Raw genomic sequence first — 16,873 nt, forward strand, 5'->3', positions numbered from 1 at the left:
GGATAATATTGGTAATCAGCGTTGTTCTCCCACTGAGGCATTCAGCGTTATTCAGGTATTTATCATTTTAAGCTCAATTATTTTATCGTCGCTATTGATACGCTGGGATTTTTTCTAAAGGGCTTAACGATGGACTGGCAAAGCGACAAACGCGATCCTGCTACCCTGTGGTTTTCACTTTCTTCACGAGCGGCAGAACATGAACAGGGAAAGGAGTGGCATATCGCGGCATTATTGTGGAAAGAAGCGGCACAATATGCAAAAGCGCATCTGAATATTGAATGGGCGAACTTGCGCGGAGACTTTTGTACTTTACGTGCAAACAGGCTGCCTAAATATAACGAGTAGTCTCTGCTATTATCGGAGATTGCATGTCCCTCAGAGTGTGGAACCATGGTTGAGAGTGTAATACTCGTTTTTAGCGTTTTTCTGGGCGCCATTATCGGCAGTTTTTGCAATGTCATCATTTATCGGCTCCCCTTGATTCTCCACGGTGAAGCACTCTCTTTATCGTGGCCTGCTTCCCATTGCCCACGCTGTAAACACCCCATTAAATTTCGCCACAATGTTCCTCTGATGGGCTGGCTGCTGCTGCGCGGGCGCTGCGCCAGCTGTGGTCAGGCGATATCGTGGCGCTATCCGCTGGTTGAAGGGCTTATGGCGCTGCTGTACGGGGTGATTATCTGGCAGCAGGGCGTCACGCCGCAGAGCCTGTTCGACCTGCTGGCGATGACGTTTTTGCTGCCGCTGCTGTTTATTGACCTGCGCACCATGCTCCTGCCCGACCGTCTGACGCTCCCGCTGCTGGTGATGTCGCTGGCGTTTGCCGTCAGCGGCTATAGCCGGGTGGAGCCAACGCAGGCATTAATCGCCGCTCTGCTGGGATTTGGCGTGCCCTGGACGCTCTCTTTGCTGTTCCGTTTATTGCGCGGCCATGAAGGGATGGGGATGGGGGATATGAAACTGCTGGCGGCGATCGGGGCGTGGCTTGGCCCGCTGGCGCTGCTGGATGTTTTTGTTGCCTCGACCCTGCTGGCGCTGATCACGGCGCTGATTCTGTTGCGGATCAAGCCCGGTCAACCGTTTCCCTTCGGACCGTATCCGATTATCGCCGCGATAGGGTGGGTGATCTTATGCCGATAAAAAAGCGCCGGAACGAAGGGGCGATTTCCGGCGCAAAAATGATAACGAAAGTGTAGGCAGGGAATAATAATGTCAGGCGCGGGTCAGTGAAGACCCGGCCAGAGTTAACTTACAGTATTATTTGCACTCTTTAGGCATGTTGGCAGCACCTTCTTTCTTCCAGACGCCCCACTCGCCATCGGAACCAGGCTTAACGCCTCGGGTTTCCCAGCTGTTCAGCCAGATGTTGCCCTCATAGCTCACTTTTTCACAAGGTGTCTTGTAAGTCTTGCTGTGATCCCAGGCTTTTACATCGGTTTGCGCCGGGCGCAGCTTGATCACCTTCGTTGCCGTGGAGACTTTACCGGTGTCAGGCGCCGTCACTTTCACCTGCAGCGTCACGTCCACATTGTCGGTATACGGATGTTTACCCATGAGGTTGGTGCTGAAGTTATTTGGTGACGAGATCTGAATCTTATCGGCGTGATTCAGTGCGGACCATTCAATTTTTGCCCCTTTTAACGAGTCATTGTTTTTGGACACGACGGCGGCAGCAATAACGTCACTGCCAACGATGGTGTCCTGGTTGTTGCCCGTATTGATCTGCACATCAGAAGCCTGCTGCGCTTCCTTCACGGTCACGGTGATATCGTCGGTGCTGGTTTTGCCATTTTTGGCCGTCACCGTCAGGCGATAGGTCACTTTACCGATTTTGCCGGGTTTAATCAGCGCACGGGCTTTTGCCGCGTGGACGGTTGAAACCCATTCGCCACCGTTAGCAACCTGCAACGCACCAATGTCCTGCCCTGAAACGATAGTCCATTGGTATTTTTCAGCATTGACGCTTGCGGAACCGTTAAGGTCATAACCACGTGATTCACTGTTGCTGTGAACGGTGAAGTCACTGCCTGCCTTCGCCTCGGGTGCCGTGCTATCCGCTTCAGCTTTGGCATTCAGGGTAACAGTTTTTGAATCACTCACGTTTTTATCATTGGTGACGGTCAGCTTCACGTTGACGGTAAAATCGCTCTCAGGTTTAGCCTTCAGGCGAATGCTGGCTTTAGCACTGGTGCTGTTTTCCAGAATGACCTTATCGGCATTGCTGGTGACAGCCCAGCTGTACTTCAGCTCTTTCCCCGTTGAGGCGCTACCGTCCAGCGACAGCGTGCTGGTTGACAGGTTATGACTGGATGGCGTGACGTTGGCTACCGGTTTGGTAATGACTTCACCGCCAAAATCGACGTCAATCATCTGATAAAATGCGTTATCGGTATCGCGCACGCGCCAGACGGCATAAATTTTCTGCTTACCTTCACGCTCCGGTACGTCGCAGGTGTGGGTTTCGAAGCCTGTCGGGAGCGAAATATCGGCCGACGGGTTGCCTGGCGCATAGGTATAAACCTTATGGCAGAATGGCTTATCTTCAAACATCGCTCTGGTCAGGCGCGAATCCGCACCCGGAACAGACTGCCAGTCCGGCTTAGTGATGTAGTAGGTAAAATAGGTGGTGCGGTGCTTAGCCGGTAAATGCCATTTAAACTGGTGCGGACCCGCAGACATCGGGTTGTTGTAGGTATTCTGCTTTTCGTCATCAAGCTTGCTGAAGGCGGGAGTTGCCGTTGAACCACCGCTTGCCAGTTTTCCATCCGGCGGGAACTGGAATAGCTGTTCGTTGGCGATCGGGGTTGGGCTCATATCGTTGCCAGCCGGGAGCTTCGGCGCTTCCACGGCGTCAGCAGGCCAGACGTTACTATGCTCACCTTTATCGTTCATCGGCGGGAAATGAATCACCGAACGGGATTTTGGTTCAAAAACATAGCCATGCGCCAGTGCGCCCGTGGAATACATACCAATCAATGCCACGGCTAACGCCGACGTAATATTATTCATCTTGAGTAGTTTCAAAATAATCTTCCCTGAATTAATTGAAGGACACTTCTACGTGACTGAGAGGGTTGTTCTGTTTGGCATACACCTTATTTGGCTCTGACTCATCAGGTGTAATCTCGCCGTTGCTGTGCCTGAAACCGGCACGCAGTTCGGGGTGCTGCTGATTGATAGCCTGGGCGAGGGCGTAGGACCAGTGGGCCTCTTCGCCAGCAAGAATGGTGACGCGCGTTTCCAGATTTGGCAGTTCGGTTCCGTCGTTAAAGAAGCGCGCACGAATCGTTTGCCCTTCAACGACCTTCACTTTCTCACCGTTGACGGCGCGTTCCAGCGTGCCTAGTTCTTTCATGCAGTTCTGGTGACCCTGTTCGCAGTTTGCCGATGGCGAGGTCGTGGCGGCGTTAGCTGAAACGCTGACGCCCGCCCCTGCCAGTAAAGCGGCAAGGACAAAAGCAGATCCTGTTAATTTCATAAGTTCCCTTATTTATTACTGAACAATAACGAAAAGTTAATCTCACCTGCGGCGCAGGTAAAAAGGCGTTATTACCGTGTGATAACAGGGACAAATAGTAACGGGAGGAGACAACCGGCTTGAATAAGAGACTTCTCTGAGCAATTAAGAGTCGGGGAGTTTCGGCAGAGAAGAGCGACCGTTCGTGCTGTAAAGAGGGCGGAGCGCGACAGAGTATGAAATAGTACTGCCAATTTCAGTCCTTGACGCGTATTAATAAAATCTGAGCGAGTACGGAGTTTACGAAATGACGTTTTTACGGTTTTCCTGAGTGTTGAATTAATAAAATAAAGCCTGGCTTATATCCAGGCTTTACTATTATGTTAACCAAAAGGGTTTTTAAGGGCAGCTATTATTAGCTGCATCCGACGTTCGCCATGCCCCCCACTCACCGCCGCTTCCTGGCTCTTCTTGTCCTGCGTTGACATACCACTGATTCAGCCAGATTTTGCCGTTATGCGATACGCGGGTACATTTCACCGGGTAGGCGATCCGCGGGTTATACGCTTCTGAGCTGTCATCAGGAATATCAGGTAACTGTGGTTTTTTCACCGTTACGGTGATCTTCTCAGCGCTCACGCTTCCGTCTTTGCCGGTGACGGTTAACCAGTAGGTTGCTTCTCCGTCTGTATTGGCAGGAATGAGTGCCCGGGCGGTAGGCCCTGAAACTTCACGTACCCAGCCTCCGGCATGTTTCTCCTGTAGCCAGAATGTGCCAGTACTGTTTTTGTCGATAGTCCATTTCCAGGAGACGGCATTCTTGCTGGCGCTCCCGTCTAACTGGTACGCACGGGAAGAATCGGTCGTGCCGGTAACGGTAAAGCTTTCTCCCGGCACTGCCTTTACCTCCTCCTGCTCTTCCTCTTTGAGTTCCAGAATCCTGGCTACCGCTTTTGCCATATTGGGGTGAGTACCTACTTTCGCTGAATCCCCCGCAGCTAAAGGTGTACCGGTTTCCTGGAGAATGGAGCGCATCTGTTGAGGCGTGACGGTGATATTGTGCGCTTTTGCAATGGCCGACAGGCTGGCGACCACGCCTGCGATAATCGGGTTCGCGGAGGACGTGCCGGAGAAACTTGAGGTGTATTCCGCATTTTTTATGCTATGCAAACCGCCGTAACCCGTAGTAACCACATCCCAGCAGCCCCAGCTGGCGCTGGTCACACGTGAGCCATAGGTGCTGAAAGAGGCTTTTTTGCCATTGTTTGCACAAAACGCGCCCGCAATGATCGCGCCGGAATCCCGCTTTTTAACGTCAAATTTTCCATTAAATCCGGCGTGATCGAGGTTGATATTGCCATTGCCTGCCGCCTGAATCACGTGCACGCCCTTATCCGTCAACGCTTTTATCACGTCATAATAGGCTGGAGCGTTTTCCTGGGGGACATAGCAAGAGGAGGTGCAACCTGTCACATCTCCTCCGCCGGTCTGCATACCAATTTGCACCACATCTCCTGCCTGGAGTCTGGGGATCATATTGTAGAGATTATTGGCCTGCCATTTGACGTATCCCATACGGGCGTTCCACGTCAGGCCTTTGATGCCCGCATTGATATCTTTCGCCGCCATAATCCCGACGGAGCTGGTGTCGTGGTCTTCGCCTGGCGTATAGCGCTTATCACCTTCATGGAAATCGATCGGCGGCAAATTCACATGGCTGGTATTCCATGCGTTGTTTTCCATTGAGACCAGCGAAATGCCGCTACCATCGTGCCCTGAATACTGACTTACGCTGTCGCGATTAACGCCACCCATATAGTAGCCGGGCCGTTTTTCATCTGGCGATTTGGTGTAATCCTGCAATCCACGAAAATCCGGGACGGTGGCCTGGCTGGTACTGTTCAGGGCATAGCTCAGCCCGGAATAGGGCGGCAGGTCGGGAACAGTGACCCCCTTTTCCAGCGACACCGGCATGGATTCCGGGTAAGCCAGCTCAATATCTTGTCGCGCCGCCAGTTCATTAATTACGTCATTGATATATGCCGCGTCGTGTTGCTTATCGGCTGGCAGGGCTATACGTAAATAACGGTTAAAGCCGTAGCGTTCATTAAGTGCATCCATCTCGCTTAATTCACTGCTGCGTAAATGATTTGCCGTAAATAACGGACTCACGGCGAGGGTACTGTCGCGTAATGAAAAGGGTGAAGACTTATTAAGCGTTGTACCGGGTTTTAATTTCACGATAACGGAGAGATACGAAGTGCCTTCCCAGGCTTGCTCGAGCGTGACGGAATTTTGCGCAAAAGCGGGGGCACTCAATAGTGCACAAATAAGCAGGGCCAGTCCAGTTTTATTCATGTCAACGATCTTCCTTATTAAATGACATCCAGAGTATTGCTGGGATCATCCTGCCATTAGGGGAAAACCTGCATAAGAAGACGGTCAGCAATAAAATTGCGAGGTGTCTGTTCCATGTTAAGAATTACCTGCTCCGGAAAATATACGGCTGAAGTTGGGCTGAGAAATTTATGAAGCAGGCTGAAAGAATTGTTAAACATCAACGCCTAAGCATTGAATTTAATGAGGGACGGAAAATCTCATGATCATCTCCTGATTACTGTATGGAGTTTAGGAATTATCTGGATCTTAATATCGCTAACCAGGGAGTTTAATTAATTAGGGATGCGTCACAATGCCCAGTGTTTCGTACTGTTCTTTACGTCAAAAATTATCCGTGTGGATAATCCTTTTACATTATTTATTTTCCATCTTTTTGCTCACGGTTCCCCCCGTCGCGCGGGCGCAAACTGAAACTCACGCAACCATTGAAAGCGAAAGCAATCAGCCCCTGCGGGATAAAATGGCCGGCATGTGGGGAAGCGCCCAACAAAACGGCGCGGGTGATGCCCTGCGCGGTGCAGCAAATAGCGAGGTGAATGCCGCGTTAACCCAGGAAGTGGAAGCGTGGTTAAACAATATCGGCGGGAAAGCCCGCGTTACGGCAGACGTCGGTATAGGCGGGAGCGATAGCCGCGATTTCGGGCTGGACTATCTGTGGCCGGTTAAAATCTGGCAACACGACATTCTGTTCACTCAGATGAGCGCACACCGCTGGAACGAGCGCGATATTCTTAACGTTGGCCTGGGCTGGCGACATACCTTTAACCCGCATCTGATGGCGGGTGGAAACCTCTTTTTCGATCAGGATGTCACGCGGCACCATAACCGAATGGGGGCGGGTGCCGAGCTGTGGAGCGATGGGATTCGTGCGTCCGCGAACTACTACCTGCCCCTGAGCGGCTGGCGTCATTCTGACGACAGCATGTTTAATGACGATCCCGACCGCTATGAACTGTATGAACGTGCCGCCCGCGGCTGGGATCTCAATCTGGAGACGGCCCTTTCACAGCACGTCGCGCTTAAATTGGGCTGGTTCCAGTGGTATGGCGACAAAGTGGACGTTAACGGCAGTCGCAGCGAAGCCAGCCACAATCCTCACGGGCTTAACCTCGGGCTTAAGTGGCAACCTGTGCCGCTGTTAGGGGTCAGCGCGGAGCAGAGCATGATTAGCGGGCAGCGGGATAACTTCTCTGTGGGTCTGAATTTCCACTGGGAGTTTGGCCGAAAACTTTCCGAGATGCTGGCAAGTGAAAATGCGGCGGCTTTGCCATCGCTCATGCAGTCCCGCACGGAGTTCGTTACCCGTAATAACAACATCGTTCTCGCCTATAAGCAGGAAGAAAAAGACAGACGTCTCTATTTCAGCCCGACGGAAAAAACCACGCAGGCTGGCGTGCCTTTGCTGCACGCGGTGAAAGGTGGGCAGGGGGGCGTCATTCGCTACACCTCCTCCAGCACGGCGATCGCGACCGTGGAGCCGGGCAGCGGTCTGGTGAACCCAACGCATCGGGGCGATGTCACCATCACAGCGACGGAAACGTCACCTGTCGATCCGGAGCACGTATTAAGTTCCGCCAGCTATCACCTGACCGTGACGCCGGGCGATTTTGCCCCTTCCGTCGAGGGCGTTGCCATTAAGGGGGACATGTCCCCGGGCCAGATCCTGGAGGGGAGTTATCTCTATAAAAGCAATGAAGGGGAGGATGAAGACCCCGAGCAAACCCGGATGCGTTGGTATGACGCAGATTCAGGCGAACTGCTCAAGGAAGGGAGTGCTACGTATGAGGTGCAAACGCGTGATATGGCCCGAAGCGTGGTCTTTGAAGTCACACCGTTCAACAAAAAAGGGATACCAGGGGAGAGCGGAACGGCGAAAGTTACCGGGAGCGCAACGATAACCACCCTGCGTATCGATCATCTGCTTTCACCCGGTGAGATCCGCCGTGACGGCAGCGTGAAGTTCTTCGAAGAGAGTCACGGTGCGTTGCTGGTGTTAGCCGAGGTGAAAGACGGTCAGGGCTCCCCTCTGACCGATCAGATGGTGTACTGGCAGAGCAGGAACTCGCTTGGCTCGTTGTCGCAAAACAGCGTACGCACCGATGAGCACGGTCAGGCGCTGGTAAAAATAGAAAACATCATGGCGGATGGTGAAGATGAAATTACGGCCTCGCTGATCCCGCCAGGCGGGATCCAGACCCAGAGCACCGCCAGTGATAACAATGTTCAGCAGGAGAAGATGGCGCTGGTGGTCGATTTTGCCCACCCGCTTGCCATCCGCTTCGTGGCCTCTCCCGAGCGCGCAGAAGTTGCCACGGAAAAGACGTTCACTATTGAAGTTACCGATCAGGATGGTAAGCCTCTGACGGTTGAGAAGAACGTCACGTGGAGCAGTAACGGTGAAACCCTGAGCGGCAAAACGGATAGCGAGGGAAGAGCATCCATCGCGCTTATCGCGCCGCAAAAAGCAGCAGAGAAGTGGGTGGTGAACGCCACGGTAGATACCGTGAGTAGCCCGTCAGCGCCCGTAAGCCTTGAGCCAGGGCCGGTGGAAAAAGTGGTGCTGGACGTCCCGGAAAACGCGGTCGCAGGCAGTGAGGATAAAACCGTCAGCGCGCAGCTGTATGACCGGTTTGATAACGCGGTTATCAGCCGTAAGCAGGCCATCACCTGGCGGATAGAAGGGAGTCAGTTCCGGGAAGCGCCTACCGGAGACAGCGATGAGCACGGTATTGCCAGTGCAACCATCGTAGTACCTGAAAAAGCGCCAACGCAGGTGAAAGTCTCCGCCGGTGATGAGCAGAAGATCGTCAATGTGACTGTCGGGAAAGTGAATCATGTTGAGCTTAAAGGTACCCCAGATACGCTGAATGCCAATGGGAGCAGCACTTCGACGCTGACCGCCATCGCGCTGGATGAGCACAACAATAGCGTACCGGACGCACCCGTAACGTGGTCGTTAATCACGCAGCAGTTTGGCGCGCTGAGCAACGCGATCGAAAAAACCGATGCAGAAGGCAAAGCGACGGCCACGTTTACGACCGCATCCGCGGGGGGCAATGCGCAAATAGAGGTCGACATTGGCGGCAAAAAACAAGCGACGCAGCTGACGCTCAACGGTTACCCGATTATCCGCAGCATCACGCTGAACCAAACCGCCGGGCTGAAGGTGGGCGATACGGTAAGCGTGGAAAAGGTGGACGTGGAGCAGAACGGCGGCGGCGAGGTGACGCTGAGCTACCAGTGGCACCGTGACGGTGGCGCGATCGATGCCGCCACGTCAGACAGTTATCACCTGACGGAGCAGGATACGGGTGCGACTCTCTTTGTGGTGGTGACCGCGACCAACGAGGCCAAAAATGAAGGCGATAAGGCGTCGGTGAAAACGGAGCCGGTGGTCGGGAAGGCGTCAGATGTTACGGTAACCGCCAGCGCGGACAGCGTGGATGCGAACGGGCTCAACACCATTACCTATACCGCCACGGCGAAGGATCGCTTCGGCCGTGCGGTGGTGGGCGAGGCGATTGTCTGGGACATCGACAAGCCGGAGCTGGTGAGCCGGGGAGAGGCCAGCGCCGTCACCGGTACAGAAGGCACGGGAACGATGATCGTCACCGCGAAAAATACCGGCGGAAACATCACGGTGAGCGCCACAGTCAACGGCAAGAAGGGCGAGTCCGGCGTGGCGCTGCAGGGGATTCCGACGATCAAAAGCATCACGCTGAACCAAACCGCCGGGCTGAAGGTGGGTGACACGGTAAGCGTTGAGAAGGTGGACGTGGAACAGAACGGCGGCGGTGAGGTGAAGCTGAGCTACCAGTGGCACCGTGACGGTGGCGCGATCGACGGCGCCACGTCGGAAAGTTATCACCTGACAGAGCAGGACACAGGGGCAACGCTGTTTGTCGCGGTAACCGCTACCAACGCGGCCAAAAATGAGGGCTATAAGGCGTCGTCAAAAACGGAGCCGGTCACCGGGAAAGCGTCAGCCGTGACGGTCACTGCCAGTGCGGCCAGCGTGGAAGCTAACGGGCTGAACACCATTACCTACACCGCCACGGTGAAGGACCGCTTTGGCCGTGCGGTAGTGGGCGAGGCGATTGTCTGGGATATCGACAAACCGGAACTGGTGGCTCGGGGGGAGACCAGCACCATCACCGGAACCGGAGGCGTGGGGACAATGACCGTCACCACGAAAAATACCGGTGGAACCATCACGGTGAGCGCCACGGTCAACGGCAAAAAAGGCGAATCCGGCGTGGAGATTTACGGCGCGCCGTTGGTGACAGACCTGCATATCTCCGGCACGCCGAAGGTGGGGCAGACCCTGAGTGCGGAATACACCTTCTCGGCAAACGGGAGCGGTGCGGATGCGTCCACCTACCAGTGGCAGTGGAAGGACGGAGAGACATGGAAGAATGCGGCAGCCGCTGGCAATACGGCACGAACGTTCAAGCTGCCGGACAGCTATGCGGGCTACAGCGTGCGGGTGGTGGTGACGCCGAAGGGCAGCAGTCATCCGTCGCTGACCGGAACGTTACAGGAGAGCCAGGCGGTGACGGCTTACGGCACGCCAGCGGTGGAGGATGTGCGTACATCCGGCACGCCGGAGGTAGGACAGACCCTGAGGGCGGAATACACCTTCAAGGCGAACGGAACCGGTGCGGATGTTTCAACCTATATCTGGGCGAGGTATGAGAAAACCAGCTGGATGCCGATCGAAGGGGCCAACGGCCGGGAATACACCCTCCAGGCGGGAGACGCGGGTTACAGCATTAAAGTAACGATAATACCGGAGGGCAGCAGTCAGCCGTCGCTGGTCGGGGCGGTGCAGCACAGCCCGGCATTAGATGTTTATGGTGCGCCATCGGTGGCAGATCTGCACATTTCCGGCACGCCGGAGGTGGGGCAGACCCTGAGGGCGGAATATACCTTCACGGCGAACGGAAGCGGTGCCGATGCCTCAACCTATATCTGGGCGAGGTATGAGAGAACCAGCTGGATGCCGATCGAAGGAGCCACCGGCCGGGAATATACCCTCCAGGCCGGAGATGCGGGTTACAGCATTAAGGCGGTGGTGACGCCGACGGGCAGCAGCCAGCCAGCACTGGCCGGAGCGGTACAGAGCAGCCCGTCGGTAGACGCTTATGGGGCGCCGTCGGTAACCAATCTTCACATCTCCGGCACGCCGAGGGTGGGGCAGACCCTGAATGCGGAATACACCTTAACGGCAAACGGGAGCGGTGCGGATGCGTCCACCTACCAGTGGCAGTGGAAGGACGGTGAGACCTGGAAGAATGCGGCCGCCGCTGGCAATACGGCACGCACGTTCACGTTGCCGGACAGCTATGCGGGCTACAGCGTGCGGGTGGTGGTGACGCCGAAGGGCAGCAGTCACCCGGCTCTGGCCGGAGTGGCGCAGGAAAGTTCAGCGGTCGAAGTATATGGCGCGCCGTCGGTGTCGGGCCTGAAGATTTCCGGCACGCCGAAGGTAGGGCAGACCCTGAGGGCGGAATATACCTTCAAGGCGAACGGAACCGGTGCGGATGCTTCAACCTATATCTGGGCGAGATATGAGAAAACCAGCTGGATGCCGATCGAGGGGGCCAACGGCCGGGAATACACTCTTCAGGCGGGAGACGCGGGTTACAGCATTAAGGCGGTGGTGACGCCGACGGGCAGCAGCCAGCCAGCACTGGCCGGAGCGGTACAGAGCAGCCCGTCAGTAGACGCTTATGGGGCGCCGTCGGTAACCAATCTGCACATCTCTGGCACGCCGAAGGTAGGGCAGACCCTGAGGGCAGAATACACCTTCACGGCAAACGGAAGCGGTACGGATAAATCCACCTTTATCTGGGGGAGGTATGAGAAAACCAGCTGGATGCCGATTGAGGGGGCCACGGGTCGGGAATACACCCTCCGGGCCGAGGATGCGGGTTACAGCATTAAAGTGACGGTAATTCCGGAGGGCAGCAGCCAGCCTCAGCTGCAGGGCGATACACAGCACAGCCCGGCGGTGGATGCCTATGGTGCGCCGTCAATAACCAATCTGCATATCTCCGGCACGCCGAAGGTGGGGCAGACCCTGAGTGCGGAATACACCTTCACGGCAAACGGGTCCGGGACGGACGCCTCCAGCTTCCAGTGGCAATGGCAGGATGGTGCAACATGGAAGAATGCTGCAGGCGGCACGGCAAGAACGTTTACGCTTCCAGACAGCTATGCGGGCTACAGCGTGCGGGTGGTGGTAACGCCGAAAGGCAGCAGCCAGCCGTCGCTGACCGGGGCGGTACAGGATAGTCCGACGATGGCAGCCTATGACGCGCCGTCGGTAACGGGCCTGAGGATCTCCGGCACGCCGAAGGTGGGGCAGACCCTGAGGGCGGAATACACCTTCACGGCAAACGGGGCCGGTACGGACATCTCCAGCTTCCAGTGGCAGTGGCAGGATGGTGCAGCATGGAAGAATGCCGCAGGCGGCATGGCAAGCACGTTTACGCTGCCGGACAGCTATGCGGGTTACAACGTGCGGGTAATGGTAACGCCGAAGGGCAGCAGCCAGCCGTCGCTGACCGGTGCGGTACAGAACAGCCCGGCGGTAGCGGTGTATGGTATGCCGTCTGTGACGGGGCTAAGGATCTCCGGCACGCCGGAGGTGGGGCAGACCCTGAGGGCGGAATATACCTTCACTGCAAACGGGGCCGGTACGGACGTCTCCAGCTTCCAGTGGCAGTGGAAGGATGGCCAGACGTGGAGGAATGTCGCAGGCGGCACGGCAAAAACGTTCACGCTGCCGGACAGCTATGCGGGCTATGACGTGCGGGTGGCCGTGACGCCTAAAGGTTCAGGGCAGCCGTTATCTGGCACTCAGGCCTTTAGTGGTGCTGTTACCATAAGATCTAAGCCTGCGCCTTTCGTTACAAACCTGGGTTACAGTGGCAGTACCGGAGCCTGTAACAGAATAACGGCAACCTACACCTACAACGCTAATGGCGGTGCATCTGAAGGCAACACGATATTTCAGTGGAAGTGGGGAAGCACCGTCGTTTCCAACATAAAAAGCGTTACTTTAGGCTATTGGGGGGAAGTCACGCTTTATGTGACGCCAGTTAATAAGGACGGTATCAGAGGAAAGACGGAATCAAAAACGTTTAAAAATACGGGCTTAAGTAGCTGTGATTGGTAAACACGTTAATTCATTCTAAGGTGTTTTTGTAAACAAGGGGGCATAAGCCCCCTGAACTCTACCTGTCGAATATTTCCAAAGTGCAGGGCTAAAATTCATGAATAATGTCTATCCTGAAAAGCAAGCATCAATACTCATTGGCGATGCCGCCACGCAATTATCCTTGCAGGGGATTAATATTGATCATGTTTCGCTTAGTTATTATCTGGGTAAAAAACTTGAGTATGCCCGGAGTATTAATGATTGCTTGTACGCTGAAGTCATTTGTATTGCGCTATCAATGTTGAAGGAAAACGCTAAGTCATCCGGGCAGTGCTGCTGTAAATATAAGGAATGGCTTGAGGTATCACTTGATTAAGGGATGGACTTATTACGTTTTCAGATCTGCCTTTTACTGTCTCGGGCGATTTTCACTTCTTCAGCAAAATCCAGTGCTTCTTTGTAATCAAAGCTACGCGTTTTGGCATTATGCCTGCCCGGTAACGGTGCCGGTATTTTCACCCCGAACAGCTCACCCGTCGTCATGAGCGCATACACTAATTCAGCCTCGGTGACATCGGCCATTTTCGCCATAACATTCGTCCTGATACAAAAACTTAACTTCACGTCTAGTCCTCCGTTTGCAAAAGATTTTCAGTCATGTTGCCTTCTGTAAAAATCGATAACGCTGTCGAGATTGGGTCGCATAAAGTTCATGGCATCAATGGTTTCGCACCAGCCCGACAGGGATTCATTCGCTCTTACATACCATGCGTGCTGCTCGCTTCGGGTGTGATGACCCGTGATCAAAACAAGCATGTCGGGTTTAATTCTTCTGATGAACTCCAGATACTTCACCAGATGCGTCTTCGTGCCAAACGTGTCAGCATCGATAATGCACAGTATTTTATCTCTGGCGATAAAATAAAATCGCGCTATTTCTTCAAGCCCTTTTTCGAATAAAAAAGAGTTTGTTCGCACGCAAACCCGAATTTTTTCATGAGTCTGTTTAATTGATGGTTCCATCTTATGTCTCGCTCATCAGGGTAAAATATATGAGATGGCTATTAAGCCTACTATTCCTGCCTGAATAGTGGCAAGGCAGTATATTCATTCCTCAGAATAAAATAAGACGGTGCTGGTCTTCTGATTAATAAGAATCTTCTCTGTATCTATGAGTTAAAAATAAATAAACGATGATTTTATCTGGTGGTATGTTTTACGGTCTGAAGCATTAAGATATGGTCACTGTTGCGTAAACTTGTTGTTTTTATTTTTCTCAAAGAGGACATTTTCATGACAAAGACCGTCGTAGCATTAGCCATGCTTAGCGCTTTTTCAACGGCATCAGTATTTGCCAGTGATTATGCGCGTATGATTAACATTGAAAACCCTGACCATCTGAAAATCAGGGTTCAGAATGCTACTTATGAAGAGGGTTACGATAGCGACTTTATTCCTCATGTCTGGTTTGGTAACGAAGATAACGGCGTGATGAATATCATTATCGATAATGGTGCGGTGCTGAACGAATCTATTGAAAACGGCCTTAACTGCAACTATGCCATGATTGTCAGTAAAGACAACGGCGTCAACTTACAGGCAAACGGGAAAAACTGTCGTTATAAGAAAAAGAGTTACCGTTCCATTAACTCTCCGGTGATCACCATTATTAATGATTCATCTTTAACGCTTCGCCCCTATTTTTCCGTTAACGGGAATGACTTTTTTGCTGCCGCCAGCGCGATCATCCCCAACGGGATCCGCATGTTCACCGGGGACAGTGGCGACTGGAAAAAACAGGGCGTTCGCCACGGGGATAACCTGAAAGTGAAATTTAGCTACACGCTGGCAGAGTCGGGTTCGCAAAAAGAGGTCGTCTGCCCGTCTCTTGACACCTTAACGGAAAACCGACTTTATCGCCTTCAGGGCGGTGAGCAAAATGCGATCTGCGTCCTTGAGAGTAATGAGATTCACATTAAAAACGATCGTATTGTTGCCGGATGGAACAAACCTCTGACCAAAGCAGAGCTGCTGCAACGGATTGAAGCCACCGCCGCAGACGATGACGTCATCATAGATATGCCAGATGACAAATACATGGCGCTCTTTACCCAGCCGGATGAATATAAAATCCCGCTGAAAGCAGGGGACGCAAAAGCGACGATTACCTTAGTGGTTATCAAAGGGACCATTCCCATCGCGCAGTAAAAAAGGAAATACATTAGCGAAATGCTAACAAAGTCGTCAGGCAACATCTCAAAGAGCGTGTTGCCTGACGCGCAAGATTTTTATGGAATGGCGGTCATCACCCATTGTGGCCGATATTTTTGCTCTCCACCTTCGACATCACACCAGGCAATAAGCGGGTCTGTAACAGTACCTGTCTTTTCATAGATCAGCATTCCACTGCCATCCGGGTTGGGTTTTGATGCCTTGACCCCGGTGGGTAGCCACCATTTACAGGCATATTGTGAAATTCCAGAATAGTGTAAGTCCGGAAGGATCTGCACAACACTGGCGCTCGTATAGCCTTTCAATGATTTTTGTGCATCAGCCACCTGGCCGTTAATGACAAAAGACGTATCGGGGATCGCGCCATCAGGAAAGAATGCTTTAATCTGCGGCCAGATCCGGGCAATCGGCATTGCCTGATTATAACCATTCACCAGCTCACCGCTGGTACTGAGAGCCAGAACGCGCTGCGTGTAGTTATCGATCAGCGGCGCACCCACGCCAGGCTTCATAGGGTTGTTCTTATTGCCCATATCGTTGTTGTACGTGCTACAACGATGCCGGAATTGACCTGCTTCGCGGTCGTATAGTTCAATAGCACAGTGGGTGCCATCTGACTTATTTACTGCGTCGTACAAACGCGCATTATCTTTTTTAAACTGCGCCTGCGGCAGATAAAATTCCGTTTTTTGAGTGGCAATGTCGTTAACCTTCGTTTCATCTCTTGGATCAATTCCTAAATAACCCAGAGATTTGACGAAATCTTCCTGCGCTTTATCACCCGCAAAATCTAACGACAATAAGCGATATTTACCGTCTCTGCTGGATGATTTGCCAAAGGCTTTCACTTTGGCCGTTTTCTTTATCTGATAACTGGTGCAATCATTTGGATTGACCTCAACCTCCTGAACAAACCAGACCTCTGTGGTTCTTACCTTTTTATCTTCTTTTAACGGGAAACTGCTTAATACCAGCAGATCGCCATCAACTCCTTTTTCGCCGATGCGCCATCCGGTATTGTAATGCGGTTTTTCCCGGTCATAGGTATCGCGGATCACCGCGACGGGTTTTGTATAGTTATAGATAAAAGGTGTGTCTTTAAAGCAGGAGTGCGGGGGCGGGTTTTTGTCACCCGGAATGATATTAAACAATGACACATCCTGAAGCTTTGCCTCGCCCCTGACCTGGAAGGCAATTTCGGCCTGTCGGGAAGAGGGAAGTGCAGAGCCATCGGCAGCTAACAACCGTACCGTTACGCTATCACCAAAGATGGATAATGCATCGAAACTGACATGGTGATCATCCGAGCCGCTCAGGATTTTCTCAGCCGCATAACGGTAAACTTCATTGTTATTTTTACCTGCTATTTCCACTAGTGCATCGGCGGGCAGGTTAGCATACGAGATATGAACATCAAGTAGCGCCGCATCTTCTATAACAATCGTCTCCTGCGTTTTATTTTGATTCAGATAGTGATCAACTTCCTCCAGTGGAATAGCCGTTACGTGATTTTTTGCCTTAATTGCCTGCTCACCAGCAAATACCGGGCTTATGCTTTGAGACACAGCAGCCAGCGAGATGAAAAAATAAGCCAGTCTTTTTATTCGCATATACGC

At 53.0% G+C, this 16,873-nt stretch carries 11 protein-coding genes; 5 read left to right on the top strand and 6 right to left on the bottom strand.

Going from position 1 to position 16,873, the window contains the following annotated elements; translation table 11 throughout:
- Positions 1-129 precede the first annotated feature (129 nt).
- Together DG357_RS22915 and DG357_RS04620 are read left to right on the top strand one after the other, a co-directional pair.
- Positions 130-348 carry an ANR family transcriptional regulator gene (locus tag DG357_RS22915; RefSeq protein ID WP_120247323.1) on the top strand — a complete coding sequence of 73 codons (219 nt, stop codon included), beginning with the start codon at positions 130-132 and terminating at the stop codon, positions 346-348.
- Between the two features lie 45 nt (positions 349-393).
- A complete protein-coding gene (locus DG357_RS04620) occupies positions 394-1,143 on the top strand; it encodes a prepilin peptidase (protein WP_088205270.1) in 750 nt (249 codons plus the stop codon).
- Between the two features lie 117 nt (positions 1,144-1,260).
- On the opposite strand, the gene DG357_RS04625 is transcribed toward DG357_RS04620, so the two are convergent.
- The 3 genes from DG357_RS04625 to DG357_RS04635 form a co-directional block, all read right to left on the bottom strand.
- Complete coding sequence (locus DG357_RS04625; protein WP_126327432.1) at positions 1,261-3,027, bottom strand: lytic polysaccharide monooxygenase; 1,767 nt, start codon at positions 3,025-3,027, stop codon at positions 1,261-1,263.
- A gap of 16 nt (positions 3,028-3,043) precedes the next feature.
- Positions 3,044-3,481, bottom strand: a complete 438-nt coding sequence (locus DG357_RS04630; RefSeq protein ID WP_041911163.1) for a hypothetical protein — start codon at positions 3,479-3,481, stop codon at positions 3,044-3,046.
- Between the two features lie 378 nt (positions 3,482-3,859).
- The gene (locus DG357_RS04635; RefSeq protein WP_224222666.1) at positions 3,860-5,581 is read right to left on the bottom strand and encodes a S8 family serine peptidase; all 1,722 of its coding nucleotides are present in this window, start codon (positions 5,579-5,581) and stop codon (positions 3,860-3,862) included.
- Between the two features lie 739 nt (positions 5,582-6,320).
- Between DG357_RS04635 and DG357_RS04640 the strand changes: the two genes are divergently transcribed.
- Together DG357_RS04640 and DG357_RS04645 are read left to right on the top strand one after the other, a co-directional pair.
- Positions 6,321-13,043, top strand: coding sequence for an inverse autotransporter beta domain-containing protein (locus tag DG357_RS04640; RefSeq protein ID WP_159087775.1), 6,723 nt, complete (start codon positions 6,321-6,323; stop codon positions 13,041-13,043).
- 97 nt (positions 13,044-13,140) lie between these two features.
- A complete protein-coding gene (locus DG357_RS04645) occupies positions 13,141-13,401 on the top strand; it encodes a hypothetical protein (RefSeq protein WP_048960600.1) in 261 nt (86 codons plus the stop codon).
- A 20-nt stretch (positions 13,402-13,421) separates the two neighbouring features.
- Here DG357_RS04645 and DG357_RS04650 read toward each other — a convergent pair whose 3' ends face one another.
- A complete protein-coding gene (locus DG357_RS04650; RefSeq protein WP_045259773.1) occupies positions 13,422-13,616 on the bottom strand; it encodes a hypothetical protein in 195 nt (64 codons plus the stop codon).
- A gap of 60 nt (positions 13,617-13,676) precedes the next feature.
- A complete protein-coding gene (locus DG357_RS04655; RefSeq protein ID WP_048960602.1) occupies positions 13,677-14,048 on the bottom strand; it encodes a hypothetical protein in 372 nt (123 codons plus the stop codon).
- Positions 14,049-14,273: 225 nt separating this feature from the next.
- Between DG357_RS04655 and DG357_RS04660 the strand changes: the two genes are divergently transcribed.
- Positions 14,274-15,233 carry a hypothetical protein gene (locus tag DG357_RS04660; protein WP_136486565.1) on the top strand — a complete coding sequence of 320 codons (960 nt, stop codon included), beginning with the start codon at positions 14,274-14,276 and terminating at the stop codon, positions 15,231-15,233.
- Positions 15,234-15,313: 80 nt separating this feature from the next.
- Here the strand turns inward: DG357_RS04660 and DG357_RS04665 are convergent, their stop codons facing one another.
- Positions 15,314-16,867, bottom strand: a complete 1,554-nt coding sequence (locus DG357_RS04665; protein ID WP_088205265.1) for a hypothetical protein — start codon at positions 16,865-16,867, stop codon at positions 15,314-15,316.
- Positions 16,868-16,873: the final 6 nt, after the last annotated feature.

The organism is Enterobacter bugandensis, from assembly GCF_900324475.1.
Taxonomy (GTDB): Bacteria; Pseudomonadota; Gammaproteobacteria; order Enterobacterales; family Enterobacteriaceae; genus Enterobacter; species Enterobacter bugandensis.